This window comes from Hydrogenophaga sp. BPS33, from assembly GCF_009859475.1.
GTDB lineage: Bacteria > Pseudomonadota > Gammaproteobacteria > Burkholderiales > Burkholderiaceae_C > Hydrogenophaga.
Genome location: NZ_CP044549.1, coordinates 2,297,148 through 2,314,181, shown reverse-complemented (window position 1 = coordinate 2,314,181; position 17,034 = coordinate 2,297,148). Strand labels below are relative to the sequence as shown.

Sequence of the window (17,034 nt, the reverse complement as noted above, 5' to 3'; positions counted from 1 at the left end):
CGGTGTCTTGGGGCGCCGCCGGTCTGTGGCCAGCGGCGACCTCGCATATCAGGATGCGCAAGTCGGATATGGCGCTGTTGTTGACAGGAGAACGGCATGACTTCATCGCTGGGCGTGGATGTCAGCAAGGCCAAGCTCGATGTGGCCTTGCTCAACGACGAAGGCAAGTACCGCTGCAAGGTGTTTGCCAATTCAGGCATGGGCTTCGCAGCCTTGCATCAATGGCTGCAGACCCACCTGCCGCAAGGCCAGGAGCTCGCTGCGCTGCATGTTTGCATGGAAGCCACAGGCTCGTACCACGAACCGCTGGCACTGCACCTGCACGACCTGGGTGTGCGGGTCTCGGTGGTCAACCCCTTGAGGGTCAAGCGGTTCATCGAACTCGAGGGCACGCGCAACAAGACCGACCAGGGGGATTCGAAGAGCCTGGCGCGGTTCTGCCGCATGGCCTCGCCCGAGCTGTGGGAGGCGCCAGCGCCTGGTGTGCGTGCGCTGCAGGCCTTGGTCGCCAGACTGGATGCCCTGCAGGAAATGCGCCAGAGCGAGGCCAACCGCCTGGAGGTGGCCCATGGCGTTGTGCAAGCCTCGCTGCACGAGATGCTGGCGACCCTGGACAAGACGATCGCCCAGGTCAAGGCGCAAATCCGTCAAACCATTGACGACGATCCGCATCTGCGAGGACGTGCCCAGCTGTTGCACAGCATCCCCGGACTGGGCGATCGGACCATCCCTCAGTTGCTGGCCTACATTGGCCGACCCGAACGGTTCAAGAGCGTCAAGGCGTTGATTGCCTACGCGAGTCTGTCGCCCGCGATCCGTCAGTCCGGCACATCGCTGAACAAGCGGGGCGGCACGCACGCGCAGGGCCACCGTCAGCTCAAGCATGCGCTGTACTTCCCGGCCATGGTCGCGGGCCGGCACAACCCGGCTGTGGCCGCGTTCTGGCAACGTTTGAAGGCTCAGAACAAACCGGGCAAAGTGATCGTCGTGGCATGTATGCACAAGCTGTTGGCCATCGTTTATGGCGTGCTCAAATCCAGAACACCTTTCGATGCCACTCGTTTCTGCGATGCAAACACTTGACAGGCACAACGGTGTCTTTACCCCGCTGCGCCGCACCCCATGGCCACCGATGACCTCGTGGGCACTCGGTCCGTGGGTGTGCCACCGCTTCCTCTGCGCGTGAGCGATGGGCGTTCTGCGCAGCGGGGTAAAGGAGGAGCCGGCACCAGCCGGCGGGGGACACCCGCGGAGCAGAGCGCCCATCGCTCACGCGCCCGCGAGATGCAGCGAGCGAAAAAAAGATGAGCGAACTCGACGCCATCCACGAAGACGAACAGATGCTGGTCCTCGAAAAGCCTGCGGGGCTGCTCGCCGTCCCAGGAAGAGGCCCCGACAAGCAGGACTGCCTGAGCGCCCGCGCCCAGGCCCGCTGGCCCGACGCCCTCGTGGTGCACCGGCTCGACATGGCCACATCCGGCCTCGTGGTGATGGCGCGCGGCCTGCAGGCCCAACGCGCCCTCGGCCGCGCCTTCGAGCAACGCCAGGTGCACAAGCGCTATACCGCCGTGGTGGCCGGCAGGCTGCACAACCCCATGCCCGACAACGGCTGGAACACCATCGACCTGCCACTTACCATCGACTGGCCCAACCGGCCGCGCAGCATCGTGAGCGCCGAACTCGGCAAACCCAGCACCACGCGCTGGCGGCTCGCCGCCCCATCCGATGGCCACACGACGCGGCTCGAACTCGAACCCGTGACCGGGCGCACCCACCAGCTGCGCGTGCACCTGCAAGCCATCGGCCACCCCATCCTGGGCGATGCACTCTATGCTTCGCCCGAGCAGCAGGCCCTCTCGCCCCGCCTGCTGCTGCACGCGCACGAACTCGAGCTGCCCCATCCGCTGCATGGTGCGAAGATGCGCTTTTACAGCCCCTGCCCTTTCTGAACATGCCCCAACCCCACCACCTCACCGTCCTCACCGGCGCCTCGCGCGGCATGGGCCTGGCCATGGCCCTGCAACTGCTGCAACCCGAGCGCCACCTGCTCTGCATCTCGCGCCACATCAACCCCGAACTGGCCGACGCCGCACAAAAAGCCGACGCACCGCTCACCCAATGGGCGCAGGACCTGGCCGACACCACCGGCGCGGCCCAACGGCTGCAAGACTGGCTGGGCGAGCAGCAGGCCAGCGGCTTTGCCAGCGTCACCCTCATCAACAACGCGGGCGTGATCCCGCGCATCGGCCCGCTGGACGAATGCCCGCCCGAGGACCTCAGCAACGCCTTGCGCGTGGGCCTGGAAGCGCCGATGCACCTCACGGCCGCCTTCCTGCGCGCCACCGGCGCCTGGGTGCGCGCCGGCTGGCGCGGGCCGCGCAAGGTGCTCAACATTTCTTCGGGCCTGGGCCGCCACGCCATGGCCGCGCAAGCACCCTATTGCGCGGCCAAGGCGGGCATGGACCACTTCACCCGCTGCTGCGCCCTGGATGAAGCCCAACGCGAACACGGCGCACGGCTGGTCTCGCTCGCGCCGGGCGTGATCGACACCGATATGCAGCAGCAACTGCGCGCGGGCGACGCGAATGCCTTCCCCGACCTCGACCGCTTCGTGCAGCTCAAGCGCCAAGGCCACCTCGCTTCGCCCACCGAAGCCGCCGCGCAAGTGCTGGCCTGCCTGGAACGCCCCGACTTCGGCGCGAACCCCGTGGCCGATGTGCGCGATTGAGTGGAATTCATGCCCATGGCGCCACCAACGCCGCTGAACCGCCGTCGCTTCGCACAGGCCACGGCACTGGCATTCACACCCCTCCCCAGCCTCGCCCTGCCGCAAACGCCAGGGTTCTGGAGCCTGCTGCGCGAAGGCGGCTGCGTGCTCCTGTTACGGCACGCGCAGACCGAGCCCGGCGCGGGTGACCCACCCGGCTTCGCGCTGGGCGACTGCGGCACCCAGCGCAACCTGAGCGCCGCCGGGCGCGAACAGGCGCGCCGCATGGGGGCGGCGTTCCTGCGCGAACACATCGGCATCCACCAGGTGCGCTCCAGCGCCTGGTGCCGCTGCCAGGACACCGCCCTGCTGGCCTTCAAGCAGAACACGGTGTGGCCCGCGCTCAATGCCTTCTCCGGCCCGGACGAGCGCGACATGCAGACCGAGGACGTGCTCGATCTGGTTCGCACCGCGCAGGCCCCGCGCAACCTCGCGCTGGTGACGCACGACATGAACATCCACGCGCTCACCGGTGTGCGCCCGGCCATGGGCGAGATCCTGCTGACCCGCCCCGCCCTACAGGGCGGCAACCCGCCCCTGCGGCTGCTCGCCCGGCAATCGTTCTGAGCCTCCCGAAGCAGGCGGCTACGATGTCGGGTGAACTTTTTCACCCGGAGAAACCCATGAGTAAGCGTGAAGTTTTCGTCGTCAGCGCTGTGCGCACCGCCATTGGAACCTTTGGTGGCAGTTTGAAAGACCAACCCCCCACCGAACTCGGCGCGCTGGTCGTGCGCGAGTCGCTCGCCCGTGCCAAGGTCGAGGGCAAGGACGTGGGCCACGTCGTGTTCGGCCACGTCGTCAACACCGAACCCAAGGACATGTACCTCTCGCGCTTCGCGGCCATCCAAGGCGGCTGTGCCGAAGGCACGCCCGCGTTCAACGTGAACCGCCTGTGCGGCTCGGGCCTGCAGGCCATCGTCTCGGCCGCGCAGGGCATCCTGCTGGGCGACACCGACGTGGCCATCGGCGCGGGCGCCGAAGTCATGAGCCGCGCGCCATTCGCGAGCCTGAACATGCGCTGGGGCGCGCGCATGGGCGACACCAAGATGGTCGACATGATGGTCGGCGCGCTGCACGACCCCTTCCACACCATCCACATGGGCGTGACGGCCGAAAACATCGCCGCCAAGTGGGGCATCACCCGCGAAGACCAGGACAAGCTGGCGGTGGAAAGCCACAACCGCGCGCAGCGCGCGACCGAGGCGGGTTACTTCAAGGACCAGATCGTGCCGGTCACGCTCAAGAGCAAGAAGGGCGACGTGGCCTATGCCACCGACGAGCACTTCCGCGCCAACGCGACCCTGGACGACTTCGCCAAGCTCAAGGCAGTGTTCCTGAAGGAAAACGGCACCGTCACCGCGGGCAACGCCTCGGGCATCAACGACGCCGCCGCCGCGGTGGTGCTGATGGACGGCGACTCGGTCAAGGCCCGGGGTGCCCAGCCCCTGGCGCGGCTGGTGGCCTACGCACATGCGGGCGTGGACCCGAAATACATGGGCATCGGCCCCGTGCCGGCCACGCAGGCGGTGTTGAAGAAGGCCGGCCTGACGGTGAAGGACCTGGACGTGATCGAGGCCAACGAAGCCTTTGCCGCGCAAGCCTGCGCCGTCACGCGCGACCTCGGCCTGGACCCGGCCAAGGTGAACCCCAACGGCTCGGGCATTTCGCTCGGCCACCCGATCGGTGCTACCGGCGCGCTGATCACCGTGAAGGCGCTGCACGAGCTGCAGCGCGTCCAGGGCCGCTATGCGCTGGTGACCATGTGCATCGGCGGTGGCCAGGGGATCGCGGCGATCTTCGAGCGGGTGTGAACGTGGGATGAAGACGCCCCCCCGGGGGGCGTCCTCGCGTCGCTTCCCGGGCGATGCGACGGGAACAAAGATCTGGAGCTCTTTCAAGCCGTGTCGAACCATCTCCACGATGCAGTCGCACACATCGTCCGGCACCACGCCGTCAGGCTCCTTCGATGACACGATCAACTTTTCTATCCGAACCCTTTGCCAGACCTCCTTGAGCGCGGCGCCAGAGCGGCAGCGCCAATCGCTGGACAACTTGAGATGCAGCTCCCGCTGACCAATCCAACGCTGCGTCCCCGGAGGTTGAAGGACCCGGTTCGTCACCCGCACCAGAGCACGGTTGCCCGCGCACACGCTCCCTATGCGCCCTGGAAGCCGCCCTTGCGGTAGGTCACCACCAGCGTGTCGCGCCAACCGAGCGCATCGGCCACCATGGGCTGGATCGGCGTGCTCTCGTGGATCACGCGCGCGTCGTCGAGCAGCAGCAGCGACCAGGGTTCGCGCAAGGTGAAGCGCTGGCCGCTCGGACCATTGGCCTCGAACACGCGGCTCTCGCCGCCCTTGATGGCGTGGCGCGACACCATGAACACGGCCACGAGGTCCACACCGTCGCGGTGTGCGCCCTCCGGCGTGGGCCGGCCAATGCCATCGGTGGTGTCGATGCGGAACACGTGGGCTTCCACGCTCCAGGGCTGCGCGCCGCGCAATGCGCTGGCGGCCTCACCCAGGCGGGTGAGCAAGCGGCCCCACACGGGCAAGGCCACGGTGGCTGGCTCCATGGGCTCGAACCAGCGCTCCATGCCACCGTGCAGCGCGTTGTATTCGAGCGGTTGCCAATGCGCGCGGTGCGGCGTCTGCTGCACGCGCTGGCCATCCACCACGAAGCAACTGTGGCGACGGCTGCGGTAGCGCCCGCCGTCTTTCAGATAGGCGTCCGCGGGCAACTGGTTCCAACCGGTGTGCAATTCGGCCAGCTCGGCCGGCGACGCGGCCAACCACTCGGCCACGGTGGACGCGCTCAGCAGGGCATAGCCCTGGGCGGCAAGAGCGCTGTCGACACCGTTCAACGCCACATAGGGAGGTTGGAATTCGCTGGTCATGGGCGGTCAGTGTAGCGGCGCGATAGAGGGGGAGTCGGTGGGGGGACGCGGCTCCCCCTCCCGCCACAGGCGCACGGTCAGCCACCAGGCCAATAGCGCGTCGGTCAAGGCCATCAGGCCCAGCACGAGACGCAGCGCATCGGGCGGCTGGGCGATCTGAATGAAGAGCACGATGGCAGACGACAGCAACTGCAGTGCCAGCATGAGCCAGAACAAACCCCGGCGGGGCTGCCACAGACGGCGGATGGCTTCGGCGATGGTCGACATGCCCATATTGTGCGACCGAGCGTTCCGCGGCTCGCTTGTTCCATGTCCATCATGCCGCGTGTCGCCTGGCGAAGCGTGTACGACCGTAGTACGCGCTCACCGTGTCGCAATCAAGCCAAGGCAATCGTCGGGCACCTCGACGGGCAGGTCCAACATATGGAAGGCCAGCGATTTCCCGTGGCTGTCCAGGTTCAATGACCCGTTGACCCCACCGTCGAGCACATCGTCCAGCACGAAATTCATCGCATGCAAATGGGGCAGGAGGTAGCGCACGACCACTGTGGGCTGGCGCCATCGGAAATGCCGAGAGACAGCCACCTCCGTGACTTGCTCCACCAATGCGGCATACAAACCGGGTTGAAACGCGATGACACTGATGTTGGAGCGGTTGCCCTTGTCGCCTGAACGTGCGTGCGCCACATGGTAAAGCGGTATTTGGGTGCATGGCGGCTTACGCATCGCAGGCTCCGAGAAGCGTGAAGCCGAAGGACAGTTCGCCCCTCGGCACAAAGCCCGACAACAACGCCAGCCGCGGCGTGATGCTGGTGCGCACGCCGCCCCCGCCCGCAGGACCACAGGTGTACAGCGCCGTGACTTCGCGAACCAGACGAAGAGCTTGTTGTTTGTCCGCATGGGCTGCCGCCACGCGTAGTCGCACGTCACGCGCGTCGCCCGCCGGCGTGCTGGCCAGCATGCGCCCCCCATCGTCGGCAAGAACACTGAGCGCGCCGATCAGATCACAGCGCAATGTCAGGCCATCCAGGCGATGGCGCAATACATCCGCCGCCAGGCGGGCACGCGCTTCGGCACCCGCTCCCGCGTAAGAGATCTCGCCTTCGGCCAGCCAGCCACCCTCGTAACAGACATTGACTTTGAGCATGTCAGGCCGAGGGCATCCGCGCACGCCGCTCATGAGCACACGGCCGTTCTCCACCTCCTCCATCGTCACCTCGGAAATGCTCGCGGTCACATCTGGCGTCAGGTAGGCGGATGGGTCGTGGATTTCGTACAGCAACTGTTCCTTCATCGAACGCAAAGTCACCGCCCCACCCGTATCGGCCGCCTTGCCGATGATGCAACGCCCATCCTCGAAGACTTCGGCAATGGGGTAGCCGATGTTGTGCAGGTCGGGCACGTCCTTAAAGCCGGGATCGGCGAAATAGCCGCCGCAGACTTGTGCCCCGCACTCCAGCAAATGCCCGGCCATGGTGGCACCGGCAATGCGGTCCCAGTCGTCAACGGACCAGCGAAAATGCGACAGGGCGGGCCCCACCACCAGGGACGGATCTGCCACACGGCCAGCAACGACGATCTGCGCCCCTGCATCCAGTGCCTGGGCGATGGCTTGCGCCCCCTGGTAGGCGTTGGCACTGACGACGTTGATGTCGTCCAGCACGGAGCCGAGGCGCTCGCGCAACCAGGGCCGCTGTTCGGCATCCGACAGATCGTCGCCATGGATCACGGCAATCCTGGGCGCCGGCAGTCCGAGTTGCATCGCCAAGTCGCGGATCTTCCTCGCGGCGGCCTTTGGATTCGCGGCGCCGAAGTTGCTCACGATGCGGATGCCGTGGTCCATGCACCGCGCGAGCACCGGCCGCAGCATGTCCTCCAGCAAAGGTTCGAAGCCCTCGTTCGCGTCGGCGCGCCGGCGCAGTTGCGCCAGCGCCAGCGTGCGCTCAGCAAGGGTCTCGAATATGAGGAAGGCGGGGCCACCCATCGCAATCAAGGTATCCACCACCGGCCCCGCGGCATCCGTACGGTCTCCCGAAAATCCCGCTGCGCAGCCCACGAGCAGCCGATCCTCTCGCGCACATGCCATAAGAAGAATCGCTTGCAAGCGCCTGCCTTATTCGGCCTTGAGGCCTGCGGCACGGATCAGTTCACCCCACTTCTCGGACTCGCGGGCGACGAATTCGGCCACTTGCGCCGGACTTTGCGCGCCGCCAGGTTCATAGCCGAGCGAGCGCATGCGGGACTGGACCTCCGGATCGTTGAGCGCGCTGCGCAGCTCGCCGTTGAGCTTGTTGACGATGTCCACGGGCGTTCCCTTGGGAAGGAACCACACGTTCCAGGCATTCAGGTTGAAGCCTGCCAGGCCGCCTTCCGCAAGGGTAGGCACGTTGGGCAAGGCCGACGTGCGAGCAGCGCTGCTGACGGCAATCGCCTGCAGTCTTCCCGACGCGACCTGCGGCGCCGCGGCAATCACAGTGTCGATGGAGAGGTTTACATGCCCACCAATCAGATCCGTGACAGCGGCGGCGCTTGCCTTGTAGCCAATGGGATTGAAGCGTGCGCCTGAAGTCTTCTGCAGCGATTCCAGGACCACGCGAGCGGTAGAGCTCGGAATGGCGACACTTACCGTGTCCGGCCTGGCCTTGGCCATGGCAATCACGTCCTGTGCCGTGCGGGCCTGAAAGCCCGGTGCTGCCAACAACACCATGGCAACCGAACCAATGTAGGACACCGGAACGAAGTCCGTCTGCGGGTTGAAAGGCAAGGAAGCGTAGAGCGCGGCGTTGGCCGCGTGCGTGCCGTTGGAGCCCATGAGCAGCGTGTAGCCGTCCGGCGCAGCCTTGGCCACCGCTTCGGCGCCGATATTGCCGCCCGCTCCTGGCCTGTTGTCCACCACGATCGACTGGTTCAGTTGAGACGCCAACTTCTGAGCCACCACTCGCGCCGCGGCGTCCGCCCCCTGGCCTGCTGCAAACGGGACAATCAGGCGAATCGGTTTGCTGGGGTACGCCTGTGCATGCGCCAGGCTGCCCCATGCAGTGGCAAAGGTGAGTGACAGGGTGATGGCAGCAATTCGCAGTGGTTTCATGGCGTTATCCTGTGGTGCCCAGAAAGCGGGCGATCTGGTCGTTGATGAAAGTGGTGGCGGGAGAGCCTTGGACAGCACGCCAGCCCAAATGGCCTTGGGTGCTGGGAATTTCGGCGTAGCACGCATGCCGGATGCCTCGCGCGACAAGCCGCGCAGATGCCACCGGGAGTAGACGGTCCGTGGCGGATGGAAGAACCAGGGTGGACGCCTGCACGCGATCAAGCGCCTTCGCAAAATCGCCTGCAAACGGTTGTGATATGTCGTGGCTGGCCGACGCCTCGTACCGCTTCAGAAAGTCCCATGCATCCCACTGGGCGGCGCGCTCAACGGTCTGCTGCGTTTCGGCTTCCAGCTGCTCGGGCGATAACTGCTCGATCCAGGCGTCCGTCACCGTCCAGGGGTAATACACCCGACCGGCCATACGCAGGCCCTCCACGGGCGGGACGTCGTACTGCCCATCTTTCCACAAAGGGTCCATGGTCAGGACCCGCCGGGCGGTGGCCACCGTGGAGCGGAACACGTGGCCCGCCCGCGCAGCAGGCACCATGAGAATGGAAGCTGCTGTCGCTTCAGGGTACAGGATCGACCATTCCAACGCCTGGAAGGCCCCCATCGATGCGCCGGCCACGGCGCGCACTCTCGAGATGCCAAACACCTGCTGCACCAAGGCGAACCCGGCCCGCACCATGTCGCGGATGTTGTAGGCAGGAAAGCGCCCTCTCAATCCGTCGGACGGCTTGGACGACGTTCCCGCCCCGATGGCATCGAGCGCGATGACGAAGTACGCATCGGTGTCGAATGCCTTGCCGGGCCCGATGTAGCCGTCGGCACTGTGCCGGGTGTTGGCGGTTCCAGGCAGCACAACGATCGCGTTGTCGCGCGCGGCATTGAGCGCACCGTATGTCACAAAGCCGATCTTCAACTGCTCGAGGAAGCCGCCGGCCTCGAAATCGAAACGTCCGATGCTGTGGCTGGCCTCGACACCGGCATCCCGCGGCGCATTTAAAGACATGTTTCCTGTCATGGCCGCAGACTTTAGACACGACAATGCAATTTGTACAATCGATCGTTCGTATCAATAAATCTGGTTATCAGATGAATCTGTCCAGCCGGCATCTGCGCGCCTTCGTGGTGTTGAGCGAGTTGCGCAACTTCACCAAGGCGTCCGAACAATGCCATCTGTCGCAGCCGGCCTTCAGCGCCCTCATCCAGCAATTGGAGTCCGGCTTGAACGCGCGACTGTTCAACCGCGACACGCGCAACGTTCAGTTGACGCAAGAAGGCTTGCTGTTTGCCGAATCGGCCGAGCGCTTGCTCAGAGACATGGACGGCGTGCTGCAGAACATGAGCGATCATGTGGAGCGGCGCAAGGGCCATGTCGCGCTGGCCGCACTGCCTTCGCTGTGCGCGGGCTGGTTGCCCAGTGTCCTGCGCGAGTTTCGAGACCGGTACGCGGGCATTGAGATATCGCTGACAGACACCTTGTCGGACCAATGCATCGATACCGTTCGGCGGGGAAAGGCCGATCTCGCCCTCGCATCCTGCCCACCCCATCAAGGGGACCTCTCCACGCAGCTTCTGTGCTCAGACGGCTTCCATGTGGTGTGTCACCGGCATCACCCGTTGGCCGCGCAGAAGTCGGTGTCTCCAAAAGACCTTGTGCGCCACCCTTTCATCCACATGTCGCGGTCCAGCAGCGTGCGCCAGCACCTGGAAGCGCTCCTGCATCCTCTGCAGATGCACACTATCCTGGAGGTCGCGCATCTGGCGACTGTGATGGGCATGGTGGAATGCGATTTGGGCATTAGCGTGGTGCCCGCGCTCACGCTGTTCCACTTCGAGCGCGCAAACATCGTGACGCGCCCTCTCAGCGCGCCCGGACTCAAGCGCGAGATCTACATCATCACGCGATCGGGCGAACGTCTTTCCGTGGCCGCTCAGGCGCTGATGGACCTGATCGCTCAACGGCGACCGCATGAAGGGCGCGTGGCACGAAGGGGAAGTCCCCGTCAGGGCTGAACGCTCTTGCGGGCACGGGATGCCGCCATCTCCTGCTCCTGCAACAAGCGCCACATCACCTTGCCGCTGCCGCTCTTGGGCAGCGCGTCCACGAACTCGACCGCGCGCGGGCACTTGTAGGCGGCCATGGTGTCGCGGCACCAGTCGATGATGTCCTGCTCGCGCGTGTCCGCGCGCGCCGAAGCGCGCAGCACCACCACGGCTTTCACGCTCTCGCCGCGGTAGGCGTCCTGCGTGGCGATCACGCAAGCCTCGGCGATCGCCGGGTGCTTGAACATCAGCGCCTCCACCTCGGCCGGCCACACCTTGAAACCGCTGGCATTGATCATGCGTTTCAAGCGGTCGGTGATGAAGTAGTAGCCGTCCTCGTCCACGCGCCCCAGATCGCCGGAACGGAAAAACCGCTTGCCTTCGAAGGTGAGGAAGGCGGCCTCGGTGGCCTCGGGGCGCTTCCAATAACCGTCGAACACCTCGGGCCCGTGGATGATGATTTCGCCCGCCTCGCCCTGTGGCATTTCCTGCAGCGAGAGCGGGTCGACCACACGCGCCTCGGTCCCCACGAACGGAATGCCCAGGCACTGCTGCTTGGGGCGGTCGTGCGGGTTGTTGTGCGAGGGTGCTGCGGTCTCGGTGAGGCCATAGCCCTCCGCGTAACGCAAGCCGTACAGCTCGAACAGGCGCTGCGCCACGGCCTGCGGCATGGCCGCGCCACCACCGCCGATGTGCACCAGGCTGGAGAGGTCGAACTGGTCGAAGTTCGGACTGCCCAGCAGGTCGATCACCATGGTCGGGATGTTGGTCCAGTGCGTGACGCGCCAGCGTGAAATGAGGCGGCCCGCGAGCTCACGGTCCCAGCGCGGCATGACCACCAGGGTCGCCCCCAGGTACACGCCCGCGTGCAGGCCCGCCACCATGCCGGTGATGTGGAACATCGGCACCACCAGCAGCCCCACGTTCTCGCAGGTGCTGTGGCCCCACAAGGCGGCGGCCACGGCGTTGTGCATGAGCGTGCGGTGCGGGTGCATGCAGCCCTTGGGCAGTCCGGTGGTGCCGCTGGTGTAGGGCAGCACCGCGAGATCGTCCGGGCCTCGGTTGTGCGCGGGCGCGGTGCCGGTGCAGGCCAGTGCTTCGGCCCAGTCGCTCACCGTGCCACCGGGCGGCGCGGGCACGGCGTGGCGCGCGCCGAGCCAGTCGGTCCAGGTGGCTGGAATGTCGGCTTGTGGTCCGATGGCGTCGCCGTAGTGAGAGACCACCAGGTGGCGAAGCCGATCGCCCTCGCGCACCATGGCGTTGGCCTGGAGCAGCTCACCCGCCAGGTCGGCGGCAACGATCGCCACGCGCGCGTCGGGGTCCACGATGTAATGTTTGAGTTCCTCCGCACGGTTCATCGGGTTCACGGGCACCACCACCGCATTGGCGCGCAGGATGGCGAAATGCGCCACCGCCCACTGCGGGCAGTTCTGCATCAAGAGGATCACGCGGTCGCCGTCCTGCACGCCGTGCTCGCGCAGGTGGGCCGCCAGGCGCTCGGCCTGCGCCAGCAAGTCGCGGTAGCGCAGCACGCGGTCGAAGAACACCAGCGCCGGCTTGTCCGGATAGCGCAGCGCGCTCACCGCCAGGTTGTGCCACAGCGAGGTGGCCGGCGGCGTGATGCGGTGCGGCAGTTGCGCGGGCCAGAAACGAAAGTGCGCGTGCGGGTCGGGCAGGCGCCCGCGTTCATCGGTGCTGGTCATTGCCGGTGGTCTCCATGCGGATTTTTTCGAACCAGCATACGGTTCGACGCGATGTCTGTCGCACCTGGCTTGTCGCACGCGGGACCGCGCTTGTAAAGCACCCCCTCCCTCTTGAAGGGTTGACTTGATCCGGACATTCGACACTGTCAGACTGCGCCCCATGACCGATCCCACCTCGCAAGGCGTGCAACGCCTGACCTGGATCCGCTGGAGCTGCACCACCGCCCTGGGCCTCTCGCTGTGGTGCGCGGGCGCGGCGCTCGCGTTCGACGTGCAAGGCCACCGCGGCGCGCGCGGCCTGGCACCGGAAAACACCTTGGCAGGGTTCGAACGCGCCCTGGCCATCGGCGTGACCACCCTCGAACTGGACGTGGTGCTCAGCGCCGAGGGCGTGCCGGTGATCTCGCACGACGCCGCGCCCAACCCCGACATCACGCGCGACGCCAGCGGGCGCTGGCTGCAGGCGCGGGGCAAACCCTTCAAGCAGCTCACGCTGGCCGAGATCGGCGCCTGGGACGTGGGGCGCATCAACCCGGCCAGCGGCTACGCGCGAACCTTCAGCGAACAGATCGCCAGCGACGGCCAGCACATTCCCACCCTGGCCGCCTTGTTCGAGCGCGTGCGCCACTTGCAGGCACACCATGTGCGCTTCAACATCGAGCTCAAGATCCACCCCAAGCGCCCCAACGAGTCGGCCGCGCCGGACGCGTTCGTGCGCGCGGTGCTCGGCGTCATCCAGTCCTACGGCATGGCCTCGCGCGTGAGCCTGCAGAGTTTCGACTGGCGCATCCAGAAGGCCGCGCACCGGTTGGCGCCCGGCATGCCGTTGTCCTTCCTGTCGGCCCAACAAGGCAACTTCAATACGCTGCGCGGCGGTGAGTGGACCCACGGCTTGCGCCTGGCCGACTTCGAAGACGCGCCGGCCATGGTGCTCGCCGCTGGCGGCAAACTCTGGTCGCCCCACTTCGGCGACCTGGACCAGCACACGCTGCAGCGTGCGCGCGCGCTCGGCCTGCGCGTGATCCCCTGGACCGTGAACGACCCGCAGGACATGGCGCGCCTGATCGATTGGGGCGTGGACGGCCTCATCACCGACCGCCCCGACCAACTGCGCACGGTGATGAAACGCCGGGGCATGGGCCTGCCTCCCCAGGTAGCCGTGCCGGCCGTGCAGGCGGCGGTGACGCCAGCACCGGCGCAGGTGCCGCCTTTTGGCGTCGCACCCGAATGACGCCGATCTACTGACACGCCAGCGGGAACTCAGGAGCGCGCTCCCGTATCATTCCTTCCGCCATGCGCCACCTGATCCTCGCCCTCATGATCGCCCTGCTGCCCATCCGCAGCTGGATGGGCGATGCCATGGCGGTGGCGATGCTGGCCGCTCCGACCCACGGCATGGTGCAGGCGGTCGCCGATGCACCATCGCCACACGCCGAACACACGCAACACGAGGCCATGGTCGGCTCGCAGCACACAGGCATGCACGACAGCGCCACGCAGAGCAGCGGCGGCGAGCACACGCACAAGAGTTGCGAGGTCTGCAACGGCCCGGCCATGCCGTTTGCCCTCGGTGCCCTGCCCGGCCCGATGCCCACACCCGGTCTGCTCGCGCCCCCCGCCGAGCGTTTCGCCAGCGCCGAGCCGCAACAAGGCACCAAGCCACCCATTTCCTGACACACACACCCGAGGTGCGTCCGCCGCCGCCCGACAAGGGCGCGCAGCGGGCGCTGGTTTGTGTTTTCAGGAGATTTCCATGAGCTTCTTGAGGCGAATGCCGCCGTCCGCGCGCAAGCACGCGTGCGCCGGCCTGTGGACGCTGAGCGCCCTGGGCTGGGCGACGGCCCAACCTGTCGACGCGCTGCGCGCGGCCGACCCCCAACAACCCGTCCAGACGCAGCCGCTCGTGCTGCCGCCCACCACCACCGCCGACACACCGGCGCTGCCCAGCGACCTGGCCGCCGCACGCGACGTCTGGCAACGCGCCAACCAGCGCGTGGCCGAGTTTCCGCGCGGCCACGCCGACCTGCTGCGCTGGGAGGCGCAACAGCCCCCGGGCGATGCGCCACCTGCCGCAAAGGCCTCGACAGATCTCGACTTCGCGCAGGCCTTGCGGCAGTCGCTGCGGCACCGGCCCGAGCTCTTCACGCACGCCGACATGAACGACCTGGCGCGCGCGCAGGTGCAAGCGCGTTACGCGGCGCACGTGCGCGACCTGCAGCGTGCCTGGATCGACGCCGTCGCCACGCGCCAGCGCGAGCGTCTGCTCAACGATGCGCTCGATGCGACGCGCACCGGCAGCGAGCTGGGCCGGCGCATGGTGAGCGCCGGCAACTGGAGCCAGGTGCGCCAGATGCGCGAGCAACTCATCGAGGCCAACGCCTGGCAGGCCAGTGCGAACGCCCGTGGCGACACCCTGGCCGCGCAGGAGCGCCTCGCCCGCCTGCTCGGCGACGCGGACGCCCAGGCGGTGGCCCGGCTCAGTGCGCGGCTGCCCAATGCACTGCCGGAGCTGCCCCCGCAGCCCGCGCCGGGCGAGGCCATGGGCGAAGCGGCCGTGCTGCGCAGCCACCCGACGCTGGCTCAGACCCGCCTGCTGGCGGCACGCGACCTCGCGGCCGTGTCCCCCGCGCGCCGCCAGGCCTGGAACGAGACCGTTGAAACGGCGCTGCGATCGCTGCAGACCAGCACCCCGCCCCACATCGACAACCTCAGCCTGCTGCGCGACGGCACGCTCGAACGCAGCATCGACGCCGAAACGCGCTTGCGTCAGTTGGCGGTCGAGCGCCGTTCGATGGCGCGCGAGGCCTGGACCACCCTGCAATTGCGCCACGCCAGCGCGCGGCACGCGCAAGACGTGGTGATCAAGCTGCAAGCGGCCGTCGAGCAAGAGACCCAGCTGCGCTACAACGGCATGCTGCAAAGCACCTGGGAGCTTCTGGCCAGCGCACGCGAGCGCATGGCCTCGCTCGACACCGCGCTGCAGGCCCGGCGCGACTACTGGACCGCCCGCGCCGACTGGCAAGCCCTGCTTGGTGGCGCGGATGCCGCGGCCCCCACCCCCTCTTCCGCCACCGGCGCCGCCTCCACCGCCGCGCCCGCAGGACACTGACATGCACCACAACCACAACCTCAACCGACGGCATTTCTTCGCCGGTGCGGCCACCACGGCGGTCGCGGCCGCCAGCGTCAACCGCGCCGCACTCGCCGCCCTGCCCGAGGCGGTACAACACACCTCCGCCGACACCGCCGCGCCCTGGACGCCGTCCGGCGTGACCGGCGCGGGCCGCCCCTACCACCCCGTGGTCACGCTCAACGGCTGGACGCTGCCCTGGCGCATGCGCAACGGCGTGAAAGAATTCCACCTCGTGGCCGAACCCGTGGTGCGCGAGATGGCGCCCGGCTTTCTGGTGAACATGTGGGGCTACAACGGCCAGAGCCCCGGGCCCACCATCGAAGTGGTCGAGGGCGACCGTGTGCGCCTCTACGTGACCAACCGCCTGCCCGAGCACACAACCGTCCACTGGCACGGCCAGCGCCTGCCCAACGGCATGGACGGCGTCGGCGGCCTGAACCAGCCGGCCATTCCCGCCGGCAAGACCTTCGTCTACGAGTTCACCGCGCGCCGGCCCGGCACCTTCATGTACCACCCGCACGCCGACGAAATGGTGCAGATGGCCATGGGCATGATGGGCTTCTGGGTCACGCACCCGAAACAGAAACACCCACTGTTCGAAGACGTGCAACGCGACTACTGCTTCCTGCTCAACGCCTTCGACGTCGAGCCCGGCAGCAGGACGCCGCAGGTCAACACCATGCTCGACCAGAACATCTGGGCCTGGAACAGCCGCGTGTTCCCCGGCATCACGTCCCTGGTGGCGCGCCTGGGCGAACGCGTGCGGGTGCGCGTGGGCAACCTCACCATGACCAACCACCCGATCCACATCCACGGCATCGAATTCGAGGTCACCGGCACCGACGGCGGCCCCGTGCCGCGCGCCGCGCGCTGGCCTGAGGTGACGACCGACGTGGCGGTGGGCCAGATGCGGCAGATCGAATTCGTCGCCGACGAGCCGGGCGACTGGGCCATGCACTGCCACAAAAGCCACCACACCATGGGCGCGATGGGGCACAGCGTGCCCACCATGATCGGTGTCGACCACCGCGGCCTCGTGAAACCGCTGCAACGCGCCAGCCCCGACTACATGGTGATGGGCGAACGCGGCATGGCCGACATGGGCGAGATGCAGATGGAGCTGCCCGCCAACACCTTCCCCATGATGACCGGCACCGGCCCGTACGGCCCGATCGAAATGGGCGGCATGTTCACCACGCTCAAGGTGCGCGCCGACCAGAAGGCCGGCGACTACAGCGACCCCGGCCCCTACCCGATGCCGCCCGGCACGCAAGCCCGGCTGGTCGACGGCGGTGCCGCGCCCGAAACAACCCGGCCCGCAGCAGCCCCCGCCACGGCTCCCGCCAACGCCACCGTTCGCAAGCCGGCCACCGGTGCCGGCCACAACCACCACTGACC

General features: G+C 67.1%; 17 protein-coding genes. 10 read left to right on the top strand and 7 right to left on the bottom strand.

The features are described from left to right. Positions 1-96: 96 nt before the first annotated feature. From F9K07_RS10790 to bktB, 5 genes are all read left to right on the top strand, one after another. A complete protein-coding gene (locus F9K07_RS10790) occupies positions 97-1,083 on the top strand; it encodes an IS110 family transposase (RefSeq protein WP_159591904.1) in 987 nt (328 codons plus the stop codon). Between the two features lie 221 nt (positions 1,084-1,304). Continuing rightward, positions 1,305-1,949: a pseudouridine synthase gene (locus F9K07_RS10785; RefSeq protein ID WP_159592701.1), complete on the top strand. Its 645-nt coding sequence runs from the start codon at positions 1,305-1,307 to the stop codon at positions 1,947-1,949. A gap of 2 nt (positions 1,950-1,951) precedes the next feature. Then, complete coding sequence (locus F9K07_RS10780; RefSeq protein ID WP_159592698.1) at positions 1,952-2,728, top strand: SDR family NAD(P)-dependent oxidoreductase; 777 nt, start codon at positions 1,952-1,954, stop codon at positions 2,726-2,728. A gap of 15 nt (positions 2,729-2,743) precedes the next feature. Then, positions 2,744-3,334, top strand: coding sequence for a histidine phosphatase family protein (locus F9K07_RS10775; protein ID WP_159592695.1), 591 nt, complete (start codon positions 2,744-2,746; stop codon positions 3,332-3,334). A 56-nt stretch (positions 3,335-3,390) separates the two neighbouring features. Then, complete coding sequence (bktB, locus tag F9K07_RS10770; RefSeq protein ID WP_159592692.1) at positions 3,391-4,578, top strand: beta-ketothiolase BktB; 1,188 nt, start codon at positions 3,391-3,393, stop codon at positions 4,576-4,578. Positions 4,579-4,922: 344 nt separating this feature from the next. On the opposite strand, the gene F9K07_RS10765 is transcribed toward bktB, so the two are convergent. From F9K07_RS10765 to F9K07_RS10740, 6 genes are all read right to left on the bottom strand, one after another. Continuing rightward, positions 4,923-5,663 (bottom strand): 2OG-Fe dioxygenase family protein, encoded by a 741-nt coding sequence (locus tag F9K07_RS10765; RefSeq protein WP_159592689.1) that lies wholly within the window; start codon positions 5,661-5,663, stop codon positions 4,923-4,925. A gap of 6 nt (positions 5,664-5,669) precedes the next feature. Then, entirely contained in the window at positions 5,670-5,930 is a 261-nt protein-coding gene (locus tag F9K07_RS10760) for a hypothetical protein (RefSeq protein WP_159592686.1), read from the bottom strand. 96 nt (positions 5,931-6,026) lie between these two features. Then, entirely contained in the window at positions 6,027-6,389 is a 363-nt protein-coding gene (locus F9K07_RS10755) for an AtuA-related protein (RefSeq protein ID WP_159592684.1), read from the bottom strand. Further along, a complete protein-coding gene (locus F9K07_RS10750) occupies positions 6,382-7,749 on the bottom strand; it encodes an acyclic terpene utilization AtuA family protein (RefSeq protein ID WP_159592681.1) in 1,368 nt (455 codons plus the stop codon). The genes F9K07_RS10755 and F9K07_RS10750 overlap by 8 nt, the downstream gene beginning before the upstream one ends. Before the next feature lie 27 nt (positions 7,750-7,776). Beyond that, complete coding sequence (locus F9K07_RS10745) at positions 7,777-8,751, bottom strand: Bug family tripartite tricarboxylate transporter substrate binding protein (RefSeq protein WP_159592678.1); 975 nt, start codon at positions 8,749-8,751, stop codon at positions 7,777-7,779. Positions 8,752-8,755: 4 nt separating this feature from the next. Continuing rightward, on the bottom strand, positions 8,756-9,775 hold the full coding sequence (locus tag F9K07_RS10740; RefSeq protein WP_159592675.1) for an alpha/beta fold hydrolase: 1,020 nt from the start codon (positions 9,773-9,775) through the stop codon (positions 8,756-8,758). 71 nt (positions 9,776-9,846) lie between these two features. Between F9K07_RS10740 and F9K07_RS10735 the strand changes: the two genes are divergently transcribed. Next, on the top strand, positions 9,847-10,770 hold the full coding sequence (locus F9K07_RS10735; protein WP_159592672.1) for a LysR family transcriptional regulator: 924 nt from the start codon (positions 9,847-9,849) through the stop codon (positions 10,768-10,770). Here F9K07_RS10735 and F9K07_RS10730 read toward each other — a convergent pair. Continuing rightward, complete coding sequence (locus F9K07_RS10730) at positions 10,761-12,503, bottom strand: long-chain fatty acid--CoA ligase (protein ID WP_159592669.1); 1,743 nt, start codon at positions 12,501-12,503, stop codon at positions 10,761-10,763. The genes F9K07_RS10735 and F9K07_RS10730 overlap by 10 nt on opposite strands. A gap of 160 nt (positions 12,504-12,663) precedes the next feature. Here F9K07_RS10730 and F9K07_RS10725 point away from each other — a divergent pair, with 160 nt between their 5' ends. From F9K07_RS10725 to F9K07_RS10710, 4 genes are all read left to right on the top strand, one after another. Further along, positions 12,664-13,734, top strand: coding sequence for a glycerophosphodiester phosphodiesterase (locus F9K07_RS10725; RefSeq protein WP_159592666.1), 1,071 nt, complete (start codon positions 12,664-12,666; stop codon positions 13,732-13,734). 62 nt (positions 13,735-13,796) lie between these two features. Continuing rightward, complete coding sequence (locus F9K07_RS10720; protein ID WP_159592663.1) at positions 13,797-14,177, top strand: hypothetical protein; 381 nt, start codon at positions 13,797-13,799, stop codon at positions 14,175-14,177. 79 nt (positions 14,178-14,256) lie between these two features. Beyond that, complete coding sequence (locus F9K07_RS10715) at positions 14,257-15,612, top strand: TolC family protein (RefSeq protein WP_159592660.1); 1,356 nt, start codon at positions 14,257-14,259, stop codon at positions 15,610-15,612. A 1-nt stretch (position 15,613) separates the two neighbouring features. Further along, positions 15,614-17,032 (top strand): multicopper oxidase family protein, encoded by a 1,419-nt coding sequence (locus F9K07_RS10710; protein ID WP_159592657.1) that lies wholly within the window; start codon positions 15,614-15,616, stop codon positions 17,030-17,032. Positions 17,033-17,034 lie beyond the last annotated feature (2 nt).

What these genes read in the sequence shown, in the direction of transcription:
- F9K07_RS10790 (WP_159591904.1), top strand. Translation starts at nt 97, where the DNA reads ATGACTTCATCGCTGGGCGTGGATGTCAGCAAGGCCAAGCTCGATGTG.
- F9K07_RS10785 (WP_159592701.1), top strand. Translation starts at nt 1,305, where the DNA reads ATGAGCGAACTCGACGCCATCCACGAAGACGAACAGATGCTGGTCCTC.
- F9K07_RS10780 (WP_159592698.1), top strand. Translation starts at nt 1,952, where the DNA reads ATGCCCCAACCCCACCACCTCACCGTCCTCACCGGCGCCTCGCGCGGC.
- F9K07_RS10775 (WP_159592695.1), top strand. Translation starts at nt 2,744, where the DNA reads ATGGCGCCACCAACGCCGCTGAACCGCCGTCGCTTCGCACAGGCCACG.
- bktB (WP_159592692.1), top strand. Translation starts at nt 3,391, where the DNA reads ATGAGTAAGCGTGAAGTTTTCGTCGTCAGCGCTGTGCGCACCGCCATT.
- F9K07_RS10765 (WP_159592689.1), bottom strand. Translation starts at nt 5,663, where the DNA reads ATGACCAGCGAATTCCAACCTCCCTATGTGGCGTTGAACGGTGTCGAC.
- F9K07_RS10760 (WP_159592686.1), bottom strand. Translation starts at nt 5,930, where the DNA reads ATGTCGACCATCGCCGAAGCCATCCGCCGTCTGTGGCAGCCCCGCCGG.
- F9K07_RS10755 (WP_159592684.1), bottom strand. Translation starts at nt 6,389, where the DNA reads ATGCGTAAGCCGCCATGCACCCAAATACCGCTTTACCATGTGGCGCAC.
- F9K07_RS10750 (WP_159592681.1), bottom strand. Translation starts at nt 7,749, where the DNA reads ATGGCATGTGCGCGAGAGGATCGGCTGCTCGTGGGCTGCGCAGCGGGA.
- F9K07_RS10745 (WP_159592678.1), bottom strand. Translation starts at nt 8,751, where the DNA reads ATGAAACCACTGCGAATTGCTGCCATCACCCTGTCACTCACCTTTGCC.
- F9K07_RS10740 (WP_159592675.1), bottom strand. Translation starts at nt 9,775, where the DNA reads ATGACAGGAAACATGTCTTTAAATGCGCCGCGGGATGCCGGTGTCGAG.
- F9K07_RS10735 (WP_159592672.1), top strand. Translation starts at nt 9,847, where the DNA reads ATGAATCTGTCCAGCCGGCATCTGCGCGCCTTCGTGGTGTTGAGCGAG.
- F9K07_RS10730 (WP_159592669.1), bottom strand. Translation starts at nt 12,503, where the DNA reads ATGACCAGCACCGATGAACGCGGGCGCCTGCCCGACCCGCACGCGCAC.
- F9K07_RS10725 (WP_159592666.1), top strand. Translation starts at nt 12,664, where the DNA reads ATGACCGATCCCACCTCGCAAGGCGTGCAACGCCTGACCTGGATCCGC.
- F9K07_RS10720 (WP_159592663.1), top strand. Translation starts at nt 13,797, where the DNA reads ATGCGCCACCTGATCCTCGCCCTCATGATCGCCCTGCTGCCCATCCGC.
- F9K07_RS10715 (WP_159592660.1), top strand. Translation starts at nt 14,257, where the DNA reads ATGAGCTTCTTGAGGCGAATGCCGCCGTCCGCGCGCAAGCACGCGTGC.
- F9K07_RS10710 (WP_159592657.1), top strand. Translation starts at nt 15,614, where the DNA reads ATGCACCACAACCACAACCTCAACCGACGGCATTTCTTCGCCGGTGCG.